Origin of the sequence: Streptomyces sp. NBC_00775 (assembly GCF_036347135.1) — a bacterium.
In the GTDB taxonomy this organism is placed as follows: domain Bacteria; phylum Actinomycetota; class Actinomycetes; order Streptomycetales; family Streptomycetaceae; genus Streptomyces; species Streptomyces lutosisoli.
In genome coordinates this window covers 8055486-8077537 of sequence record NZ_CP108938.1, presented here as the reverse complement: position 1 = coordinate 8077537, position 22052 = coordinate 8055486, and the positions used below count along the sequence as shown (strand labels likewise).

20 protein-coding genes are annotated in these 22052 nt (G+C 71.1%); 10 read left to right on the top strand and 10 right to left on the bottom strand.

All coding sequences use genetic code 11. The features are described from left to right. Window positions 1–95: 95 nt before the first annotated feature. Window positions 96–1904: a glycoside hydrolase family 35 protein gene (locus OIC96_RS35860; protein WP_330303851.1), complete on the top strand. Its 1809-nt coding sequence runs from the start codon at window positions 96–98 to the stop codon at window positions 1902–1904. On the opposite strand, the gene OIC96_RS35855 is transcribed toward OIC96_RS35860, so the two are convergent. Both OIC96_RS35855 and OIC96_RS35850 read right to left on the bottom strand, forming a co-directional pair. Further along, the gene (locus OIC96_RS35855; RefSeq protein WP_330303852.1) at window positions 1790–4849 is read right to left on the bottom strand and encodes an endo-alpha-N-acetylgalactosaminidase family protein; all 3060 of its coding nucleotides are present in this window, start codon (window positions 4847–4849) and stop codon (window positions 1790–1792) included. The genes OIC96_RS35860 and OIC96_RS35855 overlap by 115 nt on opposite strands. Window positions 4850–5069: 220 nt before the next feature. Next, entirely contained in the window at window positions 5070–5852 is a 783-nt protein-coding gene (locus tag OIC96_RS35850; RefSeq protein ID WP_330303853.1) for a S1 family peptidase, read from the bottom strand. A gap of 259 nt (window positions 5853–6111) precedes the next feature. On the opposite strand from OIC96_RS35850, the gene OIC96_RS35845 reads away from it, so the two are divergent. Then, window positions 6112–7008 (top strand): hypothetical protein, encoded by an 897-nt coding sequence (locus tag OIC96_RS35845; protein ID WP_330303854.1) that lies wholly within the window; start codon window positions 6112–6114, stop codon window positions 7006–7008. A gap of 107 nt (window positions 7009–7115) precedes the next feature. Next, the gene (locus OIC96_RS35840; RefSeq protein WP_330303855.1) at window positions 7116–7868 is read left to right on the top strand and encodes an ankyrin repeat domain-containing protein; all 753 of its coding nucleotides are present in this window, start codon (window positions 7116–7118) and stop codon (window positions 7866–7868) included. A 225-nt stretch (window positions 7869–8093) separates the two neighbouring features. Here OIC96_RS35840 and OIC96_RS35835 read toward each other — a convergent pair whose 3' ends face one another. Together OIC96_RS35835 and OIC96_RS35830 are read right to left on the bottom strand one after the other, a co-directional pair. Next, window positions 8094–9008 carry an SDR family oxidoreductase gene (locus tag OIC96_RS35835; RefSeq protein ID WP_330303856.1) on the bottom strand — a complete coding sequence of 305 codons (915 nt, stop codon included), beginning with the start codon at window positions 9006–9008 and terminating at the stop codon, window positions 8094–8096. Between the two features lies 1 nt (window position 9009). Further along, entirely contained in the window at window positions 9010–9750 is a 741-nt protein-coding gene (locus OIC96_RS35830; protein WP_330310058.1) for an SDR family oxidoreductase, read from the bottom strand. Window positions 9751–9841: 91 nt separating this feature from the next. On the opposite strand from OIC96_RS35830, the gene OIC96_RS35825 reads away from it, so the two are divergent. The 5 genes from OIC96_RS35825 to OIC96_RS35805 are packed head-to-tail and all read left to right on the top strand — an operon-like array spanning window position 9842 to window position 13954. Continuing rightward, window positions 9842–10633 (top strand): enoyl-CoA hydratase family protein, encoded by a 792-nt coding sequence (locus OIC96_RS35825; protein ID WP_330303857.1) that lies wholly within the window; start codon window positions 9842–9844, stop codon window positions 10631–10633. Beyond that, complete coding sequence (locus tag OIC96_RS35820) at window positions 10630–11496, top strand: CoA transferase subunit A (RefSeq protein ID WP_330303858.1); 867 nt, start codon at window positions 10630–10632, stop codon at window positions 11494–11496. Before OIC96_RS35825 ends, OIC96_RS35820 begins: the two co-directional genes overlap by 4 nt. Continuing rightward, window positions 11493–12242: a CoA-transferase subunit beta gene (locus tag OIC96_RS35815; RefSeq protein ID WP_330303859.1), complete on the top strand. Its 750-nt coding sequence runs from the start codon at window positions 11493–11495 to the stop codon at window positions 12240–12242. Before OIC96_RS35820 ends, OIC96_RS35815 begins: the two co-directional genes overlap by 4 nt. Further along, complete coding sequence (locus OIC96_RS35810; protein WP_330303860.1) at window positions 12242–13306, top strand: NAD(P)H-dependent flavin oxidoreductase; 1065 nt, start codon at window positions 12242–12244, stop codon at window positions 13304–13306. Before OIC96_RS35815 ends, OIC96_RS35810 begins: the two co-directional genes overlap by 1 nt. A 9-nt stretch (window positions 13307–13315) precedes the next feature. Then, on the top strand, window positions 13316–13954 hold the full coding sequence (locus OIC96_RS35805) for an SIMPL domain-containing protein (protein WP_330303861.1): 639 nt from the start codon (window positions 13316–13318) through the stop codon (window positions 13952–13954). A gap of 70 nt (window positions 13955–14024) precedes the next feature. Here the strand turns inward: OIC96_RS35805 and OIC96_RS35800 are convergent, their stop codons facing one another. Genes OIC96_RS35800 through OIC96_RS35790 form a run of 3 tightly spaced genes read right to left on the bottom strand, consistent with a single transcriptional unit; the run spans window position 14025 to window position 16666 of the window. Beyond that, a complete protein-coding gene (locus OIC96_RS35800; RefSeq protein WP_330303862.1) occupies window positions 14025–15182 on the bottom strand; it encodes an acetyl-CoA C-acetyltransferase in 1158 nt (385 codons plus the stop codon). A gap of 23 nt (window positions 15183–15205) precedes the next feature. Further along, window positions 15206–15817, bottom strand: coding sequence for a TetR/AcrR family transcriptional regulator (locus OIC96_RS35795; RefSeq protein ID WP_330303863.1), 612 nt, complete (start codon window positions 15815–15817; stop codon window positions 15206–15208). 57 nt (window positions 15818–15874) lie between these two features. Continuing rightward, window positions 15875–16666, bottom strand: a complete 792-nt coding sequence (locus OIC96_RS35790; RefSeq protein ID WP_330303864.1) for an SDR family oxidoreductase — start codon at window positions 16664–16666, stop codon at window positions 15875–15877. 82 nt (window positions 16667–16748) lie between these two features. Between OIC96_RS35790 and OIC96_RS35785 the strand changes: the two genes are divergently transcribed. Then, entirely contained in the window at window positions 16749–17894 is a 1146-nt protein-coding gene (locus OIC96_RS35785) for an acyl-CoA dehydrogenase family protein (protein ID WP_330303865.1), read from the top strand. Next, complete coding sequence (locus tag OIC96_RS35780) at window positions 17894–18883, top strand: acyl-CoA dehydrogenase family protein (RefSeq protein WP_330303866.1); 990 nt, start codon at window positions 17894–17896, stop codon at window positions 18881–18883. Before OIC96_RS35785 ends, OIC96_RS35780 begins: the two co-directional genes overlap by 1 nt. Here OIC96_RS35780 and qcrB read toward each other — a convergent pair. The 3 genes from qcrB to OIC96_RS35765 form a co-directional block, all read right to left on the bottom strand. Then, window positions 18858–20564 carry a cytochrome bc1 complex cytochrome b subunit gene (gene qcrB, locus OIC96_RS35775; protein WP_330303867.1) on the bottom strand — a complete coding sequence of 569 codons (1707 nt, stop codon included), beginning with the start codon at window positions 20562–20564 and terminating at the stop codon, window positions 18858–18860. The two genes, OIC96_RS35780 and qcrB, sit on opposite strands and share 26 nt — an antisense overlap. 73 nt (window positions 20565–20637) lie before the next feature. Beyond that, window positions 20638–21198 carry a HutD/Ves family protein gene (locus OIC96_RS35770; RefSeq protein ID WP_330303868.1) on the bottom strand — a complete coding sequence of 187 codons (561 nt, stop codon included), beginning with the start codon at window positions 21196–21198 and terminating at the stop codon, window positions 20638–20640. Next, window positions 21195–21914 (bottom strand): vWA domain-containing protein, encoded by a 720-nt coding sequence (locus tag OIC96_RS35765; protein WP_330303869.1) that lies wholly within the window; start codon window positions 21912–21914, stop codon window positions 21195–21197. Before OIC96_RS35765 ends, OIC96_RS35770 begins: the two co-directional genes overlap by 4 nt. Window positions 21915–22052 lie beyond the last annotated feature (138 nt).

The window sequence follows — 22052 nt, the reverse complement described above, 5'->3', positions numbered from 1 at the left end:
CCGTTTCCTCCTGCCCGGCTCGGTACTGCTTGCGTCCAATCAGCGACGATCTTTGTCCATGGACGTGACCGACCGCCAGGGGTGATCGTGTGCCCATGAGCGAGTTCACGGTGGGGGACACGGATTTTCTGCTGGACGGACGCCCGGTGCGGCTGCTGTCGGGCGCACTGCACTACTTCCGGGTGCACGAGGAGCAGTGGGCGCACCGGCTCGGGATGCTGCGGGCGCTGGGGCTCAACTGTGTGGAGACGTACGTTCCGTGGAATCTCCATGAGCCGCGCTCGGGTTCCTTCCGGGATGTCCAGCAGCTGGGCCGTTTCCTGGACGCGGTGCGGGAGGCTGGGCTGTGGGCGATCGTGCGGCCTGGCCCGTACATCTGCGCGGAGTGGGAGAACGGGGGGCTGCCGCACTGGCTGACGGGGAAGCTCCGGACGCGGGACGAGGAGTATCTGGGGCAGGTGCGGCACTGGTTCCACCATCTGCTGCACGAGATCGTGCCGCGGCAGATCGACCGCGGCGGGCCGGTGCTGATGGTGCAGGTCGAGAACGAGTACGGCAGCTACGGCTCGGACCAGGTGTATCTGCGGTGGCTGGCGGACCTGCTGCGGGCCGAGGGGGTGAGCGTGCCGCTGTTCACTTCGGACGGGCCCGAGGATCACATGCTCACCGGCGGTTCGGTCCCCGGCGTCCTGGCGACCGCCAATTTCGGCTCCCACGCGCGCGAGGCGTTCGCGACGTTGCGCGGGCACCGGCCCGTGGGCCCGCTGATGTGCATGGAGTTCTGGTGCGGCTGGTTCGACCACTGGGGCGCCGGCCATGTCGTACGGGATCCCGGGGACGCCGCGGACGCGCTGCGGGAGATCCTGGAGTGCGGGGCGTCGGTCAATCTCTACATGGCGCACGGGGGCACGAACTTCGCGGGCTGGGCGGGTGCCAACCGGGGCGGCGGCGCCCTGCACGACGGCCCGCTGGAGCCGGACGTCACCTCCTACGACTACGACGCGCCGATCGATGAACTCGGGCGCCCCACCGAGAAGTTCTGGCGCTTCCGGGAGGTCCTCGCCGAGTACGCGGACGGGCCGCTGCCCGATCTGCCTCCACTGCCCTCGCCGCTCGGGGCGTCCGGGCCGGTCGCCCTTCGGGAATGGGCCTCCATGGACACCGTGCTGGAGTCGGTGGGGGGTGCCGGCGGCGAGTACCCCGTGCCGCCGACCTTCGAGGAACTGGACGTGGACCGGGGCCTGGTCAAGTACGAGGTGACCGTGCCGGGTCCCCGGCAGCCGTATCCGCTCATGCTGCGCGGGCTGCGGGATCTGGCGGTGGTGTACGTCGACGGTGCGCGGGCCGGGGTGCTCACCGAGGAGGAGCCTCAGCTCAAGGAGCCGGTCGCGGGGCACGCGCGCGTGGAGCTGTGGGTGGAGTCCCTGGGGAGGGTCAACTACGGGCCGCGCACGGGTGAGCCGAAGGGCATCACCGGGGGTGTGCTGCACGAGCGGCAGTATCTGCACGGGGTGCGGGCGCGGGGGCTGCGGCTGGACGCGCTGGACGATGTCGGGCGGGTGCCTTTCGCGGGGCTCCCGGGGGACGGCGCCCCCGGTCTGTACCGCGGCACCGTCGAGGTGCGCGGCGCCGGGGACGCCCTGCTGGAACTCCCGGGCTGGACCCGGGGGTTCGTGTGGATCAACGGGTTCAATCTGGGGCGGTACTGGTCGGTCGGTCCGCAGCGGGAGTTGTACGTTCCCGGTCCGGTCCTGCGTGAGGGCGTGAACGAGGTGTGGGTGCTGGAGCTTCAGGAAACCTCGTTCACTTCGAACGAGTCCAGTGAGAACTCCGCCGAGCCGTCGTCCCCCACCTTGCGCAGCCCGACCCAGGCCTCGCCCTCACCGGGTGCGGTGAACTCGTAGGCCAGCTCGGCCGGTTCGGTGGCGGCGGGAAGGCCGGCGCGGTCCAGTTCGGTGGTCGTCGCGCCGTGGTCGGCGGCGGTGATCCAGGCGTACTGCCCGGCCTTCTCGTTCTCGTAGCGGAAGGTGACCCGGTAGCGCTTGCCCGGCTCGAACCGGACCGTGTGCGGGAGGGTCCGGTAGACCAGGCCGTCGTTCTCGCCGCGTGACTTGAGGGACTGCGAGCCGTCGATGACGTCGTCGATCGCCTTGCCGTTCCAGCCGCGCTGGGTGAACGGGGCGTGCCGCTGGGCGATATGGGTGCGCGGGTCGGTGGAGCCGCCCGCGTCACCCTTCACGAAGGGGCCCCATCCCTGGGGGACGTTCTCGAAGTCCTCGAAGACGAGCGCGCCCTGCTTCGAGGGCTGCCGTGCGGGCACGACACGGACGTTGTCGAACCGCACGCGCGCGTGCCCGGCGTCGGCGTGCAGGGTGAGGTCGACCCGGCCGCCGCCCTCGGGCACGGTGAAGTAGGTGACCATCCGCTGGAAGCGGGTGCCGTGCTTGCGGTCGGCGGCGACGTAGTTGCCCGCGGTGGAGGTCTTGGTCCAGTTGTCGGCCGTGACACCGTCGGCGGTACGCACCTGGAGACAGGCTCTGCGGGTGTCGTCCGCGCTCTCGCCGACCTCGACCTGGACGGAGGCGGCGTACGGGCCGGGCTTGAGGCGGGTGAGCCGCTGGGTGACGGTGGCCGCGCCGCCGGAGGCGATCACCAGCTCGTAGTCGCCGAGGTCGCTGAGCTGGACGGAGGCGGGGCCGCTGACCCTCCAGCCTTTCAGGGAGCCGGAGTTGAAGCCTGGGTCGTGGAGAGGGGTGGCCTGGCCCCAGGCGGGGTCGGGGGTGTCGGGGACGCGGGTGCGGTGGAGGACGTACGGCTGCTTGGGCGTGGCGTCGAGGGTGACCTTGCCGTCGCGTACGGGGATGTACGTCTGGAACACCCGGCCCTGGTCGGTGAGCCGATATAGGGCGATGCGGGCAAGGCCCTCCCAGGCGCGCGGGAGCTGCCAACTGGTGCTGCCGCCCTGGGGGTTGTAGTGGTAGAGCTTCGTGGGCCGCTTCGGCTCCCAGGGCAGGAGGTAGCTGCCGTCGTCGTAGACGAGCCGTCCGTCGGTGGTGATGCGGCGGGTGCCGTCGGCGTCGGAGACGGATATGGACCCCTCGAAGGTGATCTCGTGGTCGGTCCACGTCCTGACCGGGAACGCCTGGAGGTACTTGGCGGGCAGTGAGTGGGCCCAGAGGAGGTCGTAGAAGTAGGTCCAGTCGGTCTTGCCGGTCCAGCCCTCGAAGTTGCCCATGCGGGCGATGCCGAGCAGGGTGGGCCACTTGTCGGCGAAGACGTCCTTCTGGTGGTTGCGGATGAAGCGGATGAGCTGGGAGTTGATGCCGCGGGAGGTGTCGGGGCCGTAGTCGGTCTCGGTCGCCCAGTGCGACCAGAGCGAGGAGCGCTCCAGGCCGTGGCCCCATTCGGAGGTGACGTGCCAGCCCTGGTCGCGCAGGGCGCGCTGGAGGCGGTCGGAGGTCCAGCCGGACTCGCGGAAGACGTCGATGTAGAGGGAGTTCAGGGCCGGGTCCGCGTCGCGTCGCAGGTCCGCGAAGCGCTGGGCGATGTCGCCGGAGACGAGGTCGCGGCGCTGGTCGATCCGGTAGGACTGGTCCAGCCAGTCCCACTGCTCGTTGGTCTTGTCGACGAGGGTCTCGGAGAAGGCGTGGGCGACGGGGTAGGACTCGGTGGCGTTGACGTGGACGGCGAAGTCGCTGTTCCACTTCCTGCCTTCCCTGACGAGGGTGTTGAGGTCGTCGAGGCCGCCGGCGCGCTGGTTGTAGTTGCCCGCGTAGTCGGGGTGCGCGGAGTCGTGTCCTTCGGACTGGTAGCCCTTGAGGAGCGTGAACTGCCGTAGTCCGTCGGTGGCGAGGGAGATCCGCTTGACGTTGTCGAGGGTGGCGAGGAACGGATTGGTGGCCTGCGAGGCGAAGTTGAAGGGGATGTGCGGGACGACGCGCAGATGGGTCTCGTCGGCTCCGAGCGGGGTGACCATGATGTCGCGGAAGGCGATCGCCGCGTCCTGCCAGTCGATCACGCCGTCGCCGTTGCGGTCGCCGGTGACGATGACCGTGGCGTATGGGAGGGGTTCGGTGTCGGTCGCGGTCGCGGCGCGGTGGGTCCACTGGCCGGGGGTGAGCTGGGCCTTGACGTAGCCGTCCTTGCGGACGGTCTGGCGCCAGAGGCGGCCGTTCTCCCAGGTGGTGCCGTCGGCGCTGACGGGCTTGTCGTAGACGGTGTTCGTCTCGACGGCGCCCGCGAGTGCGTGGTGCGCGACGACGGCGTACGCGCATCCGGTGGCGGTGTCGGCCGGGCTGTCGGCGGTCGGGGTGAGCAGGGTGTCGCCGCTCTTGGACTTGTCCAACTGGATGCGTGCGGCGAGGAGTTGGGCGCCGGGCTGGTCGCTGCGGACGGAGAGCAGGGCGAGGCCGGGGATGCGGAGGGTGCCGACGGGGAGGGCGCCGGTGTCGGCGATCTCCGTGACACGCCAGGTGACTTGATGGTCCGTCACCGTGATCTCGATGTCGATGGTGGTGCCGCCGTCGAAGGCGAGGCGGTACGCGACCGCGGTGTCGCCGGCCGTGGCGGTGACCGTCGGGGTGCGCAAGGCGTCGTCGATGAGGACGGAGGTGACCTCGTCCTCCTGGCCGTGCAGGACGGCGCCGGTGGCACGGTCGGTGTAGGAGACGATCCGCGGGAAGGCGGCGGCGACGCGGACTTCGAGGGCGCCGGAGCGGATGGTGATGTCTTCGCCGGAGGCGGTGGCCGCCGAGGCCGCGCCGGGCGTGCCGAGCGCGGCCCCGATCCCGACGGCGGCGCTCGCCGCGACGACGGCACGGCGGGTGGGGGCGAAGGTGTCCGAGGGCATGGCTGAGGGCTGCAAGGCTCTCCTCCCGGGGGCGGTGTTCCGTGCCGTCAGCGTGCGGCGCGTGGGGTCGGTGTGCCCATGGACAAAGGAGGGAGAGCAGTTGGACTAACGGGACTGGCGGCCGGGAGAGCCCGGAAAGCCGGGGCAGGCGCAGCGGGGCACCCGCGACCGGGGTCACGGGCGCCCACACCGTCAGACGTACGTGCGACGGCCGCGGCGCCTACAGTCCGGACGCCGCCCGGGCTATGTCGGCCGCGAACGTCGAGACCTCGCTGTACACCCCGGGGTACCCGGGCTCCGCGCAGCCCTGGCCCCAGCTGACGATCCCGACCTGGATGTAGGCACCCGTGTCGTCCTTGCGGAACATGGGACCGCCGGAGTCGCCCTGGCAGGTGTCGACGCCGCCCTGCTGGACGAATCCGGCGCAGATCTCGTCACCGGGGACGAGATCGCTGCCGTACGCCTGCTGACAGGTGGCGTCGTCGACGAAGGGGACGGTGGCCTTGCGCAGGTAGCGCTGCTGGCCGCCGCCTTCGCGGGTGGCGCCCCAGCCGGCCACGGTGAAGTTGCCGTTGTTGTACGCGGTGGTGGTGGCGATCTTCAGGGTGGGCTGGCTGATCGGCGTGGCGAGTTTGATCAGCGCCCAGTCCTTGCCCTTGCCGTTGTAGCCGGGCGCCTGGAGCACCTTCGTCGACTTGACCTTGATCGCACTGCTGCTCTGCAGGTCGACGACGCCGGCGGTGGCGGTGATGGAGGTGTTGCTGCCCGAGCCGTCCACACAGTGCGCGGCGGTCAGGACGATGTTCGGGGCGTACAGGGCGCCGCCGCAGCCCATGGACAGCCGCACCATGAACGGGAACTCGCCCTGCGCGGCGCGGGTCCCGCCGACGACGGGCGCGGGCGCGGCCTGCGCGGACAGCGGTTGGAGGGACACCGCGGCGAGCGTGACCGCTCCGACGGCGAGCACTCTTCTGATGACGCCGGACTTCTTGGGAGACTTCAACGTGCTTCCTCTCGTGGGGGGTTGAGCGCGAGGCGAGGGCCTGCCGGCATGGCCCGCCGGAGTGGCCCTGCGGCAGCCATGGCATGCCCCTGCCAAGCTGGTGGGGATTATGGGGACCCTCGCGCACCCCGGGCAAGGGCCGCATTCCGGCCAGACAGGGCACGGCGCGCCCGCGCACCCCCGCCGCCGGGAGGAACCCGGCTTAGAGTGGAAGCCAGTGCTGTGGAATCCAGTGCTGGCGTCTTCAGGGGGTGCGGACGTGGCGAACGGCGGACCCGTCGAGCACGGCTACCCGCATCTGGACACGGTGCGGGCGTCGATCACCGCGCTCTACAAGCGGCTCTCGTACGACACCATCCGCACCTTCGCGACCAGCGTGGCCCCCGTCGACGTGGCCTTCGCCGACACCGACGACCTGCACCTGGGCGCGCAGCGCGTGGCCCGCGAGATGGTGCGGCACTACCGGCTGCCGGACGCCCGGATGATCATCGGCTTCCGCGAGATGACCCACGCGGCGAACGTCGAACTCGCCGCGGGCCCCGAGTACTTCATCGAACTCAACGACCGCTTCCGCACCCACCGCAGGGACATCGGCGCCGCCCTCGCCCACGAGGTGATGCACGTCTATCTGCACCGCCTCGACCTCTCCTTCCCCGGCACCCGCGACAACGAGATCCTCACGGACACGGCGGCGACGTATCTGGGCGCGGGCTGGCTGCTCCTCGACGCCTACCGCGAGGACGCGGCCTCCTCACAGAAGCTGGGGTACCTGACGCCGGAGGAGTTCGGGTACGTCCTCGCCAAACGCGCCCTCGTCTTCGGTGAGGACCCCTCGATCTGGTTCACCAGCCCGCAGGCGTACACCGCGTACACCAAGGGCATGGCACAGGCCCGCCACGACGAACAGCAGCCCCCGCTGACCGCCGCCGGCTGGACGGGCCGCCGCCGCTACGCGAAGGACCGCCGCCACGCCCAGGACCACCACACCCCCGGCCCCCACCTCGGCGTCCCCTACGCCTTCACCCCCCACGGCCGCGGTCCCCTGCACGTGTCCTTCCCCTGCCCCACCTGCCACCAGCGGATCAGGGTGCCGGTGCGCGGCCGGGTACGGGCACGGTGCGCGCTGTGCCGGACGGTGCTGGAGTGCGACACGTAGAAGGGTGAGCACGTAAGGGGTGAGCTCAGGGCTGAGCACGTAAGGGGTGAGACAGAACACCCCAAAAGGCTTTGCCTCCCGGGTCCTTCGCGAGCGAGGGTCGAAGGATGAGCACGAACGACCCCGCGGCGCGTCTCTTCACCGCTGTGTACGAGGGTGACGAGGACGCGGTCGTACGGCTGCTGCGCTCCGGCGCGAGTCCGGAGTCGGTGGACGAGGACGGCCAGACGGCGCTGTATCTGGCGGCGGTGAGCGACCAGCCCGGCATCGTACGACTGCTGTTGGCGACCGGCGCCGCCCCCGACCGGCTGAGTCAGGCCACGGACGCTCCGCTGTGCGGCGCGGCCTGCGGCGGCCATACGGCGGTCGTCCGTGCCCTGCTGGCGGCCGGGGCGTACCCGGACACGGTGGAGGCGTTCGGCTTCACGGCCCTGGCCTGGGCGGTGCGGCGGGGCCACGCTCCGGTGGTGGAGGCCCTTCTCGGGGCCGGCGCGGACCCGGACCGTCCCGGTCCCACCGGTGAGCCGCCGCTGGTCGCCGCCGCGCGGCGGGGGTCGCTGGGGTGCGTACGGGCGCTCCTCGCCCAGGGAGCCGAGGCGAGGTCCGAGGCCCTGGCGGAGGCCCGCCGCTGGGTTCCCCTGGACGTGGAAGCCGAACTCCGCGCGGGCCTGGAACAGATCCACGGCCCGGGCCACGAGTCGGTCACCCATCGCTACCCGGAGGACAGCGGCATCACCATCGAGGTCCAACTCCTCGACACGCAGGGCCGCCCCTTCGCCGGCAACGACCAGCAGACGGCCCATGCCGAGATAGCCGCGCTCCTGCGATCGCCCCTGGGCCACCCGCCCCAGACCACATAGGCCGGTTCTTCGGCTGCGGGCGGGTGGGGGTTGCTCGCGCAGTTCCCCGCGCCCCTTAAAAGAACCCGGGGCGGACCGGCGGTCTTTTTAGGGGCGCGGGGAACTGCGCGAGCAACCCCCACCGCCCCGCACCCGACGAACAACCCAGTCTTTTCAGGGGCGCGGGGAACTGCGCAATCTTTTAGCGGGGCCTGGGGGCGCAGCCCCCAGGCCCCGCCGATCGCACTACCGCGCCCCGTACACCGCCCCCGGAATCTCCGCCTCCGCCAGCAGCTTCAACGTCGTCTCGCCCGCCTCCGACGGCGTCCACCTCGCGCCCTTTTCCGCGGTCGGGCCCGGCCGCCAGCCCTCCATCACGGTGATCCGCCCGCCCTCGGTCTCGAAGACACGGCCGGTGACGCCCGCGCTCGCGGCCGAGCCGAGCCAGACCACCAGTGGTGAGACGTTCTCGGGCGCCATGGCGTCGAAGCCGGAGCCGGGGGCCGTCATGGTCTCGGCGAAGGTCTGTTCGGTCATCCGGGTGCGGGCCGCGGGAGCGATCGCGTTGACCTGGACGCCGTACCGCCCCATCTCGGCGGCGGCGACGAGCGTCAGCCCGATGATCGCGGCCTTGGCGGCGCTGTAGTTGCCCTGCCCGACCGATCCCAACAGCCCTGCTCCGCTGCTGGTGTTGACGACTCGGGCCTGTGGTGTCCGGCCCGCCCTGGTCTCCGCCCGCCAGTGCGCCGCCGCGTGCTTCAGCGGCAGGAAGTGCCCTTTGAGGTGGACGCGCAGCACGGCGTCCCAGTCGTCCTCGTCGAGGTTGACCAGCATCCGGTCGCGCAGGAACCCGGCGTTGTTGACGAGGGTGTCGAGACGGCCGTACGTCTCCAGGGCGGCGCCGATGAGGGAGGCGGCGCCCTCGGTCGTCGCGATGTCGCCGCCGTGGGCCACCGCCTCGCCGCCCGCCGCGCGGATCTCGTCTGCGACCTGCCGGGCGGGACTGTCCGGTCCCGGTGTGCCGTCGAGGCCGACCCCGAGGTCGTTGACGACGACCCGCGCGCCCTCGGCGGCGTACGCGAGCGCGTGGGCCCGGCCGAGTCCGCGGCCCGCGCCCGTGACGATCACGACTCGCCCCTCACACAGCAGCCGTGCGCTCATCTCAGTTCTCCTTGTTGGCAGTTGCGGCATCGAGGAAGGCGGGCCGCTCCCCGCCCCCGTGGACGAGCAGCGAGGCCCCGGTGATGTACGCGGCGGCGTCGGAGGCGAGGAAGACGGCTGCCTCGCCGATGTCGGACGGCTGGGCGAGGCGGCCCAGCGGGACGGTGCGCGCGACGGCGACGATGCCGTCCTCGCCGCCGTAGTGCAGGTGGGCCAGTTCGGTGCGGACCATGCCGACGACCAGGGTGTTGACCCGGATGTCGGGGGCCCATTCGACGGCCATCGAGCGGGCCAGGTTCTCCAGGCCCGCTTTGGCCGCCCCGTAGGCCGCCGAGCCGGGCGACGGCCGTGTTCCGCTCACGCTGCCGATCATCACGATCGAGCCCTTGGTCCGCCTGAGGTGTTCGTAGGCGGCGATCGAGGCGGTGAGCGGAGCGGTGAGGTTGAGCTCGATGACGCGTGCGTGCCGTGCCGCGTCCGCCTCGGCGAGGGGCCGGTAGGGCGCGCCGCCCGCGTTGTTGACCAGGACGTCGAGCCGGGGCAGCGCGTCGAAGAAGGCGTGCACGGCGGCCGTGTCGCGCAGGTCGACGGGCACGAAGCCGATTCCCTCCACCGGCACTTCGGGCGGCCTGCGCGCGCAGACGACGACGTGTGCGCCCGCTCGTGCGAACGCCCGTGCGATGCCGGCCCCGACGCCGCGGGTGCCGCCCGTGACGACGACGGTCCTGCCTCCGAGATCCAGGTTGTCCACAGGGCCTCCCGCGCGGATGCAATCGCTGCTAGCTTCGAGATGTGCCTAACAAACGTTTGGTGGAAAGGTAGCTGATGCGCCCATGGGTGTCTCCACCTCGTCCCCGGAAAAGGGGATTTCCGTCGTCACGGTCGACTTCCCGCCGGTGAACGCGCTGCCGGTGCGGGGCTGGTTCGACCTGGCCGACGCCGTCCGCGCGGCGGGCCGCGACCCCGGGATCCGCTGTGTCGTGCTGACGGCGGAGGGGCGCGGTTTCAACGCGGGCGTCGACATCAAGGAGATGCAGCGGGCCGCCGAGAACAGTGGGGCCACCGGGGGCCATCACACGCTCATAGACGCCAACCGCGGCTGCTTCGAGGCCTTCGCCGCGGTGTACGAGTGCGAGGTGCCCGTCGTCGCGGCGGTGCGGGGCTTCTGTCTGGGCGGCGGGATAGGGCTCGTGGGGAACGCGGACGCGATCGTGGCGAGCGAGGACGCGACCTTCGGGCTGCCCGAACTCGACCGCGGCGCGCTCGGCGCGGCCACGCATCTGGCCCGGCTGGTCCCGCAGCACCTGATGCGCGCCCTGTACTACACCTCGCGCACCGCGACCGCGGCCGAACTGCACGCGCACGGCTCGGTGTGGAAGGTCGTGCCGCGCGAGGAACTGCGGGCGGCGGCCCTGGAGCTGGCGCGCGAGATAGCCGCCAAGGACGGGCAGCTGATCCGCCTGGCCAAGGCCGCCATCAACGGCATCGACCCCGTCGACGTCCGCCGCAGCTACCGCTTCGAGCAGGGCTTCACCTTCGAGGCGAACCTCAGCGGGGTCGCCGACCGCGTCCGCGACACCTTCGGAAAAGCCGGAAAGATCGGAAAGGAGGGGGCTGAAGAGTGAGCGACAAGACCATGACTCCCGACGAGGCGGTCTCCCGGCTGCGCGGCGGGATGACCCTCGGCATCGGCGGCTGGGGCTCGCGCCGCAAGCCGATGGCTCTGGTGAGAGCGCTGCTCCGCACCGGGATCACCGATCTCACGGTGGTCTCGTACGGCGGCCCGGACGTGGGCCTGCTCGCCGCCGCGGGACGGATACGCAAGCTCGTCACCGCTTTCGCGACGCTCGACTCGATCCCGCTCGAACCGCACTACCGGGCGGCGCGCGAGCGCGGCGCCTTCGAGCTGATGGAGGTCGACGAGGCGATGTTCATGTGGGGGCTGCGCGCCGCCGCCAACCGGCTGCCGTTCCTGCCGGTGCGGGCCGGCATCGGCTCGGACGTGATGCGGGTCAACCCCGGCCTGCGGACGGTCACTTCGCCGTACGCCGACGGGCCCTCGGGGATACGGGAGGAGTTCGTCGCCATGCCCGCCCTGCGCCTGGACGCGGCCCTGGTCCACATGAACCGCGCGGACCGCCTCGGCAACGGCCAGTACCTGGGTCCGGACCCGTACTTCGACGACCTGTTCTGCGAGGCCGCGGACACGGCGTACGTCTCCTGCGAGCGCGTCGTCGACACCGCGGAGCTGACCAAGGAGGCCGCGCCGCAGACGCTGCTGCTCGACCGGTCGAGCGTGACGGGCGTCGTCGAGGCCCCGAACGGCGCCCACTTCACCTCGTGCGTACCCGACTACGGGCGCGACGAGGCCTTCCAGAAGCTGTACGCCACGACGCCGTACTCCGAGTTCGCCGAGCGCTTCCTCGGTGGCGACGAACACGCCTACCAGCGCGCCGTCCAGGCCTGGCGGAAGGAGCGGAGCCAGTGACCGCGACCCGTGCCGAGTACTGCGTGATCGCCTGTGCCGAGGCCTGGCGGGACAACGGCGAGGTGCTCGCCAGCCCCATGGGCCTGATCCCGTCCATCGGCGCCCGCCTCGCCAGGCGCACCTTCTCGCCCGACCTGCTGCTGACGGACGGCGAGGCGATGCTCGTCGGCCTCGACGGCACACCGGAGGGCTGGCTGCCCTACCGCCGGCATCTGACGATGGTCACCGGCGGCCGTCGGCACGTGATGATGGGCGCGAGCCAGATCGACCGCTTCGGCAACCAGAACATCTCCTGCATCGGAGACTGGGCCAGACCCACGCGCCAACTGCTCGGCGTGCGCGGAGCCCCGGTCAACACCCTCAACAACCCGACCAGTTACTGGGTTCCCAAGCACTCACCGCGCGTCTTCGTCGAGCGGGTCGACATGGTGTGCGGGGTGGGGTACGACCGCGCCGCCGCGGCGGGCCCGAGCGCCACGCGTTTCCACCGCGTCCCGCGCGTGGTGACCGACCTCGCCGTCCTCGACTTCGCCACGCCCGACCACTCGATGCGCCTCGCCTCGCTGCACCCGGGCGTCACGGTCGAGCGGGTGAGGGAGGCGACGGGCTTCGAGCTGCACGTCCCCGACCAGGTGCCGTACACGCGTGAACCGACGTCACGGGAGCTGGAGTTGATCCGTGAGGTCATCGACCCCCAGGGCACCCGGAACCGCGAGGTTCCCGTAGCGGGAAAGGCCGGGCTCTGATGGAGACCGCGCTGACCCGGCTCGTCGGAGTCCGCCACCCGGTCGTGCAGACCGGCATGGGCTGGGTGGCGGGCCCCCGCCTGGTGTCGGCCACGGCGAACGCGGGCGCACTGGGCATCCTGGCCTCCGCGACGATGACGCTCGACCAACTCCGGGACTCTGTACGGGAGGTAAGGTCCCGCACGGACCAGCCGTTCGGAGTGAATCTGCGCGCCGACGCGGGGGACGCGGGCGACCGTGTACGGATCATCATCGACGAGGGCGTGCGCGTCGCGTCCTTCGCGCTCGCTCCCTCGCGCGAGCTGATCGCCGAACTGAAGGACGCGGGCGTGGTCGTCATCCCTTCCGTCGGGGCGCGGCGGCATGCCGAGAAGGTCGCCGCATGGGGCGCCGACGCGGTGCTCGTGCAGGGCGGCGAGGGCGGCGGGCACACCGGTGAAGTGGCGACGACCGTACTGCTGCCGCAGGTCGTGGACGCGGTCGGCATCCCGGTCGTGGCGGCGGGCGGCTTCCACGACGGGCGGGGGCTGGTGGCGGCGCTGGCGTACGGGGCGGCGGGCATCGCCATGGGCACCCGTTTCCTGCTCACCTCGGACTCGACGGTTCCGGACGCGGTGAAGGCGAAGTACCTGGCGGCGACAGTCAAGGACGTCACCGTCACCACGGCCGTGGACGGACTCCCGCACCGCATGCTCCGTACGGACCTCGTCAGCTCCCTGGAGAAGTCCGGCCGTACGAAGTCCCTCGTCCGGGCCGCCCGCCGGGCCGCCGGCTTCCGGAAGCTGTCCGGGCTCTCCTGGCCGCAGATGATCCGCGACGGGCTCGCGATGAAGCACGGCAAGGACCTGTCCTGGAGTCAGGTGCTGCTCGCGGCCAACGCGCCGATGCTGCTGCGTGCGTCGATGGTCGAAGGGCGCACGGATCTGGGGGTGATGGCGGCCGGGCAGGTGGCCGGGGTGATCGACGAACTCCCCTCGTGCGCCGAGCTGGTGGAGCGGATCATGGTTCAGGCAGAGGCGGTCATCAGTGGATTTTCCGCCCTGTCCGACCGCGAGGGTGTTTGAATCGCCCGCATGTATCAGACGATCAGACAGCCTTGGGGTCTCAGTGTGTTCGGCACGGGCAGCGTGCAGGCCGAGCCGCAGCTCGCGCGCCTGAAGCTGGCCGTGGACCTACTCGCGCCGACGGCGGACAAGGCCTTCGACAAGGCGGGCACGGCGGTGTCCGCGCTGCGCGAGACCCTGCGCCGGCACGGCATACCCGACGCGAAGGTGTCGGGCTCCCGGCTCTCGCTCAAGTCCGCGTACGACGGATACGGCGCTGACCGCAAGTTCCTCGGCTACCGCTGCATGGCGACGTTCACCATCGAGACCACGAACCTGGACGCGCTGCAGCAGCTGATCGTGGACGCGGTGAACGCGGGCGCGAACCACGTCGACGATGTCCTCTTCGACGTACAGGACAAGTCCGCGCTGCGCGACGAGGCCCGGCGCAGAGCGGTCGAGGCGGCCCGCCGCAAGGCGGGGGTCTACGCGGAGGCCGCCGATGTCTCGCTGGGTCCGGTGGTGCACGTCGAGGACGTGGATCCGGAGTCGGTCACGCCCTACCGCGGCCACGGCCAGAATGCCGGCGGCGCGGGCGGCGGCGACCTCGCACCGGGCATGGTGGAGGTCGCGGCCGCGGTGTGGCTGGGCTTCTCGCTGACCCGCTAGAGCTCTTGCGGACCTGGGCCCCTGGAAGGACTCGGGCCCGGGAAGCCCCGGGTTCGGGGCGGCGGAGGTGTCAGAGCCGTTCGATGATCGTCACGTTCGCCTGGCCGCCGCCCTCGCACATCGTCTGGAGGCCGAAGCGACCGCCGGTGCGCTCGAGTTCATGGAGCAGGGTGGTCATGAGCTTCACGCCCGTGGCGCCGAGGGGGTGGCCGAGGGCGATCGCGCCGCCGTTGACGTTGACCTTGTCGGGGTCGGCGCCGGTCTCCTTGAGCCAGGCGAGGACGACCGGGGCGAAGGCTTCGTTGATCTCGACGAGGTCGATGTCGTCGAGGGACATGCCGGTCTTCTTCAGGGCGTACGCGGTGGCCGGGATGGGGGCCGAGAGCATGCGGATGGGGTCCTCGCCGCGCACGGAGAGGTGGTGGACGCGGGCGCGCGGGGTCAGCCCGTGCTCCCGTACCGCGCGCTCGGAGGCGAGCAGCATCGCGGCGGCGCCGTCGGAGACCTGGGAGGAGCAGGCGGCGGTGATGGTGCCGCCCTCGACGACCGGGTTCAGGCCCGCCATCTTCTCCAGCGAGGTGTCCCGGCGCGGCCCCTCGTCGACGGTCACCTCGCCGTACGCCACCGTCTCGCGCGCGAACCGGCCCTCGTCGATGGCACGGATCGCCCGCTGGTGGGAGCGGAGGGCGAACTCCTCCTGGTCACGGCGGCTGATGCCCCACTTGGCGGCGATCAGTTCGGCGCCGTGGAACTGGTTGACGGGCCGGTCGCCGTAGCGCGCCCGCCAGCCCTCGCTGCCGGCGAAGGGACCGGCCGTCAGGCCCAGGGGCTCCGCCGCCTGGCGGGAGGCGAAGGCGATGGGTATCTGCGACATGTTCTGGACGCCGCCCGCGACCACCAGGTCCTGGGTGCCGGACAGCACCCCCTGGGCCGCGAAGTGCACGGCCTGCTGGGAGGACCCGCACTGCCGGTCGATGGTGACGCCCGGCACCTCCTCGGGCAGTCCGGCCGCCAGCCAGCAGGTGCGGGCGATGTCCCCGGCCTGCGGCCCCACCGTGTCCAGGCAGCCGAAGACCACGTCCTCGACGGCGGCCGGGTCCACACCGGACCGCTCGACCAGGGCCTTGAGGACATGCGCGCCCAGGTCGGCCGGGTGGACACCGCTCAGGCCTCCCTTGCGCCGCCCGACGGGGGTGCGGACCGCTTCGACGATGTAGGCCTCGGCCATGACAACTCCCTCACAGACATGGGTCATTCACGTACGGCGATCCCGTCGAGCACCATCGACAGGTACTGGCGGGCGATCTCCTCCGGGCTGTGCTGTCCGCCGGGCCGGTACCAGGACGCGGCGACCCACACGGTGTCGCGCACGAAGCGGTAGGTGAGCCGGATGTCGAGGTCGGCCCGGAAGACCTCGGCCTCGACGCCGCGCTCCAGGGTGCTCAGCCACGCCTTCTCGAAGTTGCGCTGCGATTCGGCGAGGAACGCGAAGCGCTGCTGGGCCGCGAGGTGCCGGGACTCCTTCTGGTAGATCGCGACGGCGGCACGGTGCCGGTCGATCTCCCGGAAGGACTCGGTGACCAGGGCCTCCAGGGTCTCCCGGGGGCCGAGTTCGGCGTCCAGGACGGTGTCGTACCCGTTCCAGAGCTCGTCGAGGAAGGTCCGCAGGATCTCCTCCAGCATCGATTCCTTGGAGTCGAAGTGGTAGTAGAGGCTGCCCGCGAGCATCCCGGCCTCGTCCGCGATCTTGCGTACGGTGGTGGCGTTGTAGCCCTGCTCGGCGAAGACCTCGGCGGCGGTGTCGAGCAGTTCACGGCGCCGCTCCGGCGAGGCGGTCACCTGGGGCTTCTTCTTGGTAGGCACGGGTCCATTGTGGTCCTCCGTGCCAAGGGACCACGCATGCCGGCCATTGCCTCGCGGCTAGGCATGCTGGCTGCTGACCGCGACGACTTCTCCGGTCATGTACGAGGAGTAGCCGGACGCCAGGAACACGATCACGTTGGCCACCTCCCAGGGCTCGGCGTACCTCCCGAAGGCCTCGCGCGCGGTCAGCTCTTCGAGGAGTTCGGGCGTGGTCACCTTCACGAGGTGCGGGTGCATGGCGAGGCTCGGCGACACGGCGTTGACCCGCACCCCGTACGCGGCGGCCTCGATCGCCGCGCACCGGGTGAGCGCCATGACCCCGGCCTTGGCGGCGGCGTAGTGGGCCTGGCCTGCCTGGGCTCGCCAGCCGATGACGGAGGCGTTGTTGACGACGACTCCCCCGCCGCCCTGCTCCTTGAGCAGCCGCAGGGCCGCCCTCGTACACCGGAACGTGCCGTTCAGCGTGACGTCGATGACCTTCGACCACTGCTCGTCGGTCATGTCGGTGAGGTCGGCGGTGCCGCCCAGGCCGGCGTTGTTGACGACTATGTCCAGGCCGCCGTGCAGACCGGCGGCCGTGTCGAAGAGGGCGTGGACCTGGTCTTCGTCGGTGACGTCGCAGGGCAGGGAGGCGACCCGCGCGGCGCCGAACTCCTCGGTGAGCGACTGCTCGCTCTCCTTGAGCCTGCGCGCGTGGGCGTCGCTGATCAGCACGCGCGCGCCCTCCTCCAGGAACCTGCGTGCCGTGGCCCCGCCGATACCCGCTCCCGCCGCGGCGGTGATCACGGCGGAGCGCCCCTTCAGCAGCCCGTGCCCGGGTACGTACGCCGGGCTCTCGACGTCGCTCATGACTCCACGCTAACCTACCAAACACTTGTTAGGGAAGGCTCAGAAGGTTGTCACCGAACGTCGTCCCCGAAGGGTGCCGCCGATGGATCTCACCCACTCCGCCGCCGACGAGGCGTTCCGCGCCGAGGCCCGGGCCTGGCTCGACGCCCATGTCCCGTCCGTCCCGCTCCCCTCGCTGGAGACCGAGGAGGGTTTCGCCGCACACCGCGCGTGGGAGGCCGAACTGGCCGCGGACCGCTGGTCGGTGGTGTCCTGGCCCACGGAGTACGGCGGCCGGGGCGCGGACATCGTCCGGTGGCTGGTCTTCGAGGAGGAGTACTACGCGGCGGGCGCGCCGGGCCGGGTCGGCCAGAACGGCATCAGCCTCCTCGCGCCGACGCTCTTCGACCACGGCACACGGGAGCAACGCGCGCGCGTGCTGCCGCCGATGGCCACGGGCGAGGTCATCTGGGCACAGGCATGGTCCGAGCCCGAGGCCGGCTCCGACCTGGCCTCCCTCACCTCCCGCGCCGTGCGCACGGACGGCGGCTGGCTGCTCGGCGGGCAGAAGACCTGGTCGTCGCGGGCCGCGTTCGCCGACCGCGCGTTCGGCCTGTTCCGCAGCGAGCCGGACACCCCGAAACCCCACCAAGGCCTCACCTACCTGATGTTCGACCTGCGCGCACCCGGCGTGACCGTCCGCCCGATCGGCCGCCTGGACGGCAAACCGGCCTTCGCGGAGCTCTTCCTGGACGACGTCTTCGTCCCCGACGAGGACGTGATCGGCGAGCCGGGCCAGGGCTGGCGGGTCGCCATGTCGACAGCGGGCAACGAACGGGGGCTGACGCTGCGCTCACCGGGCCGTTTCCTCGCCGCCGCCGACCGGCTGGTGGACCTCTGGCGCACGCACTGCGACCCCTCGGACACGGCCCTGCGCGACCGGGTGGCCGACGCCGTGATCGGCGCCCGCGCCTACCAATTGTTCACGTACGCGAGCGCCTCCCGCTTCCTCGACGGCGAGAGCATCGGCCCGGAGTCCAGCCTGAACAAGGTCTTCTGGTCCGAGTACGACATCGCGCTGCACGAGACGGCGCTCGATCTCCTCGGCCCGGAGGGCGAGTTGGCGGACACCGACTGGTCCGAGGGCTACGTGTTCTCCCTGGCGGGACCCGTCTACGCGGGCACCAACGAGATCCAGCGCGACATCATCGCCGAGCGCCTGCTCGGCCTCCCGAAGGGTCGCCGCTGATGCGCTTCCTCCTCGACACCGAACAGCGCGCCTTCGCCGCCTCCCTCGACGCGATGCTGACCTCCGCGCACACCCCTTCGGCTATCCGCGCCTGGGCCGAGGGCGACCACACCCCCGGCCTCGCCCTGTGGTCCCGCCTCGCCGACGCGGGCGTCTTCGCGCTGGCGATACCCGAGGCGTACGACGGAGTGGGCCCCCTGCCCGTCGAACTGGCCGTGGCGTTCGTCGAGTTGGGCCGCCATGGGGTTCCGGGTCCGCTGGTGGAGACGGTGGCGGCGGCCGCGCTGCTCTCCGGGCTCGACGAGTCGGGCCCCGCCAAGCGGCTCCTGCCGGCGCTCGCCTCGGGCGAGAGCGTCGCCACGCTCGCCCTGGCGGACTCCTACGCGCTCGACGCGGACGCGGCGACGGTCCTGCTCGCCGTGAACGGCGCCGGCCTGCGGCTCGCGCCTGGCCACGGCCCGGTGCGCCCGTCGGTGGACCGGGCCCGGCGGCTCGCCCGGCCGGAACCCGGCGGTGAACTCCTGGCCACCGGCCCCCAGGTCACCCGTGCCGCGGCCCACGCCCTGCGCTGGGCCCGTCTCGCCACCGCCGCGCAGGCCCTCGGGGCAGGGCTCGCGCTGCTCGACCGGACGGTGGCGTACGTCAGGCAGCGCACCCAGTTCGGCGTCCCCATAGGCTCCTTCCAGGCCGTCAAGCATCAGCTCGCCGACGCGAGGATCGCCCTGGAGTTCGCGCGGCCGCTCCTGTTCGGGGCCGCCCTGTCGATGACACCGGCAGACGTCGCCGCCGCCAAGGTCACGGCCTGCGAAGCCGCGTACGCCACCGCCCGTACCGCCCTCCAGCTGCACGGCGCGATCGGCTACACGGCCGAGTACGACCTCTCCCTCTGGCTCACCAAGGCCCGCGCCCTGCGCACCGCGTGGGGCAGCCCGGCCGAGTGCAGGGCGGCGGTCCTGGGCGGGCTCAGTGGTGATGGTCCTCGCTCGTGAGCTCCCGGTACTCCTCCACCGTCGGCTTCGGGATCTGCGTGTCCGGTCCGTACAGGGCCCGGGCCAGCCGGGCGCGCAGCCGCCGGGCGGGGCCGACCCGGCGGACCACGCCGTTCGCGTCGACGAGCGGTCCCACCTCGTACGGCGGCGCCTGCTCGTGCTGGGTGAGCGTGAACCGCTGTGCCGGCGTGAGCGGTTCGTGGACCTCGACGTACTCGCCGTGCGGGAGCCGCCTGATGATGCCGGACTCGCGCCCGTGCAGCACCTTGTCGCGGTCCCCGCGTTGCAGGCCCAGACAGATCCGTTTCGTCACGACGTAGGCGAGCGCGGGCCCGACGAAGACGGCGACCCGTACGAACCAGGTGATCGCGTTGATCGAGAGATGGAAGTGGGTGGCCCACAGGTCGTTGCCCCCGCCGACCAGCAGGACGGCGTACAGCGTCAGCCAGGCGACGCCGAGGCCGGTGCGCGTGGGCACGTTGCGCGGCCGGTCCAGGATGTGGTGCTCACGTCTGTCGCCGGTGACCCACGCCTCGATGAACGGATAGACGGCGATGGCGGTCATGATGAGCGGGAAGAGCGAGAAGGGGATGAAGACGCCCAGCTGGAGCGTGTGGCCCCAGGCGTTGATCTCCCATCCCGGCATCACCCGGATCAGTCCCTCGGAGAAGCCCAGATACCAGTCGGGTTGCGCGCCGGTGGTCACCAGGTCCGGCCGATAGGGCCCGAAGGCCCAGACGGGGTTGATGGTGGCGATCGCGCCCATGATCGACAGGACGCCGAAGACGAGGAAGAAGAAGCCGCCCGCCTTGGCCATGTAGACCGGCATGAACGGCATGCCGACGACTGACTTCTGGTCGCGGCCGGGCCCCGGGTACTGCGTGTGCTTGTGGTAGAAGACCAGGATCAGATGCGCGACCACCAGCCCCAGCATGATGCCCGGCAGCAGGAGCACATGGATGGGGAAGAAGCGCGAAATGATGTCGTGCCCCGGGAACTCCCCTCCGAAGAGGAAGAAGGAGAGATACGTCCCCACGACCGGGACCGACAGGATGGCGCCCTGCGCGAAGCGGACGCCCGTGCCGGAGAGCAGGTCGTCGGGGAGCGAGTAGCCGGTCAGACCGGTGATGAGGCCGAGCATCAACAGGGTCCAGCCGAAGAGCCAGTTGACCTCGCGCGGCTTGCGGAACGCGCCGGTGAAGAACACCCGCATCATGTGCACGAGCATCCCGGCGAGGAAGACGAGCGCCGCCCAGTGGTGGATCTGCCGGATCAGCAGGCCGCCGCGCACATCGAAGCTGATGTCGAGCGTGGACTCGTACGCCCGCGTCATGATGATGCCGTTCAGCGGCTTGTACGAGCCGTGGTAGACGACCTCGACCCCGCTCGGCTCGAAGAACAGGGTCAGATAGACGCCGGTCAGGATCAGGACGATGAAGCTGTAGAGGCAGACCTCGCCCAGCATGAACGACCAATGGTCCGGAAAGACCTTGCGCATGTTGGCCTTGGCCAGCGCGTAGATGCCCAGTCGCTCGTCGGCCCAGTCCGCGAGCCGCTCCCCCTTGCCGGTCTCGTCCGGCCGCCCGGCACGCGACGTCCCGACGGACGAAGTCCTGGCAGATGAAGTCCCGGCACTCGAAGTCCCCGTAGCCCGGCCTGAGTTGCTCTCTCGCACGCCCATGCACCGCTCCCCTCGGCCCACCAGGGTGGCATGCCACCTCGCCGAAGCCAACGGGGCGTCGTGATCCCGTCACTCAGTCCCGTGACATGAGACCGATGACGGCGATGCGGCCCGTCGCGTGCAGCACCGCGTCCTCGTCGGTCAGCAGCGCCGCGTCGTACCGTCCGAGGGTCAGCCCGGACAGCTCGGCGGTCCCGTCGAGCACGACGACCACTACGGCCGGGTCCGCGGGGAGGGTGAGGGGCGGCCGGGACTGCGTGATCGTGACGGCCGGGGCCGCCTCGCCGCCCCGGCGCCACATGACATTGAGGTTCACGACCGGGCCCCCGAGCAGGCGGCAGTCGGTGGGCAGGTCGCCGGGGAAACTCTGGGGCGCGTAGCGGGTGTCGACGCGACGGCGTTCGCCGCCGACGGTCAGGTCCATTCCCTCACCCTCGACCATGGTGAGGATCCGGTCCACCTCGGCGAACGCCGAGAACGGCCCGTCGGCGTCGACCTCGGCGAGGCTCACCCGCCACACGAAGTCGCCCATGTCCGCGCCCGCGGGCCACGCGGCGATCTCACGGGTCACCCCGCCGCCGTTCTTCCAGGGCACGGCGACCCGCCCGGCTGCGGGCAGCGGCTGTACGGTCACTGGACGACCCCCCGCGTCCGCGCCGCCGCCAGCCACTGCGGGAACTCGCCCACGAGCCGGTCGTACAGCTCCCCGTCGGACACCTTCCGCGGATCCGAACCGGCGTGGAAGAACCCGGCGTTGTCGAGGACCCGCTTCTGCGGCACCGCCAACTCGTCGAGTTTGCGCAGGAATTCGAACTGCCGGCTGTCCGGATCACCGAACCCGATGAACTGCCAGAACAGCGGAAGCTTCGCCGACTTGCACAAGTACCGTTCCGCGGCGAGCTTGTTGATCGGTCCGCCGTCGGTCTGGAAGACGACGAGGGCGGGGTCCTTGGAGCCGCTGTCGAGATAGTGGTCGATGACGGCGTCCATGGCGAGGTGGTAGCTGGTCTTGCCCATGTGCCCGAGCCCGGCGACGATCCCCTCGATGCGGCCCTGGTGGTTGTCGAGCGCGATATCGGTGACGGCGTCTATGTCCGTGGAGAAGAAGACGACCGGCACGGTTCCGTCGTCGTCGAAGTGGGCGGCCAGACCGAGCACCCGGTCGGCGAGCGCCTGCACGCTGCCGTCCTTGTAGTACTCCTTCATCGACCCCGAGTAGTCGACCACCAGATACACGGCGGCCCGCTGCCCGTTCAGCCCGTGCCGGGTGAGGGATACCCCCGCGCTCTTGTACAGACTGACCAACGCGGGCGCGGTCTCCTCCACCTTGGTCAGGCTGATTCCGGCCATGCGGGGCTCCCATCGCGCGAGGGTTGCGGAAACGCCGAGATTACGTCACCGCAGGCACCCAGGCACCCTCCGTCCCACCCGCACACCGGCGTTCGATATTTTGTTCGCCGCCGCCCCCATCGGCACTCCTGTCACCGT

Excerpts from the sequence above, each read along its gene's own strand:
- OIC96_RS35860 (WP_330303851.1), top strand. The coding sequence starts at position 96 with ATGAGCGAGTTCACGGTGGGGGACACGGATTTTCTGCTGGACGGACGC.
- OIC96_RS35855 (WP_330303852.1), bottom strand. The coding sequence starts at position 4,849 with ATGCCCTCGGACACCTTCGCCCCCACCCGCCGTGCCGTCGTCGCGGCG.
- OIC96_RS35840 (WP_330303855.1), top strand. The coding sequence starts at position 7,116 with ATGAGCACGAACGACCCCGCGGCGCGTCTCTTCACCGCTGTGTACGAG.
- OIC96_RS35835 (WP_330303856.1), bottom strand. The coding sequence starts at position 9,008 with ATGAGCGCACGGCTGCTGTGTGAGGGGCGAGTCGTGATCGTCACGGGC.
- OIC96_RS35825 (WP_330303857.1), top strand. The coding sequence starts at position 9,842 with ATGGGTGTCTCCACCTCGTCCCCGGAAAAGGGGATTTCCGTCGTCACG.
- OIC96_RS35810 (WP_330303860.1), top strand. The coding sequence starts at position 12,242 with ATGGAGACCGCGCTGACCCGGCTCGTCGGAGTCCGCCACCCGGTCGTG.
- OIC96_RS35805 (WP_330303861.1), top strand. The coding sequence starts at position 13,316 with ATGTATCAGACGATCAGACAGCCTTGGGGTCTCAGTGTGTTCGGCACG.
- OIC96_RS35800 (WP_330303862.1), bottom strand. The coding sequence starts at position 15,182 with ATGGCCGAGGCCTACATCGTCGAAGCGGTCCGCACCCCCGTCGGGCGG.
- OIC96_RS35790 (WP_330303864.1), bottom strand. The coding sequence starts at position 16,666 with ATGAGCGACGTCGAGAGCCCGGCGTACGTACCCGGGCACGGGCTGCTG.
- OIC96_RS35785 (WP_330303865.1), top strand. The coding sequence starts at position 16,749 with ATGGATCTCACCCACTCCGCCGCCGACGAGGCGTTCCGCGCCGAGGCC.
- OIC96_RS35780 (WP_330303866.1), top strand. The coding sequence starts at position 17,894 with ATGCGCTTCCTCCTCGACACCGAACAGCGCGCCTTCGCCGCCTCCCTC.
- qcrB (WP_330303867.1), bottom strand. The coding sequence starts at position 20,564 with ATGGGCGTGCGAGAGAGCAACTCAGGCCGGGCTACGGGGACTTCGAGT.
- OIC96_RS35765 (WP_330303869.1), bottom strand. The coding sequence starts at position 21,914 with ATGGCCGGAATCAGCCTGACCAAGGTGGAGGAGACCGCGCCCGCGTTG.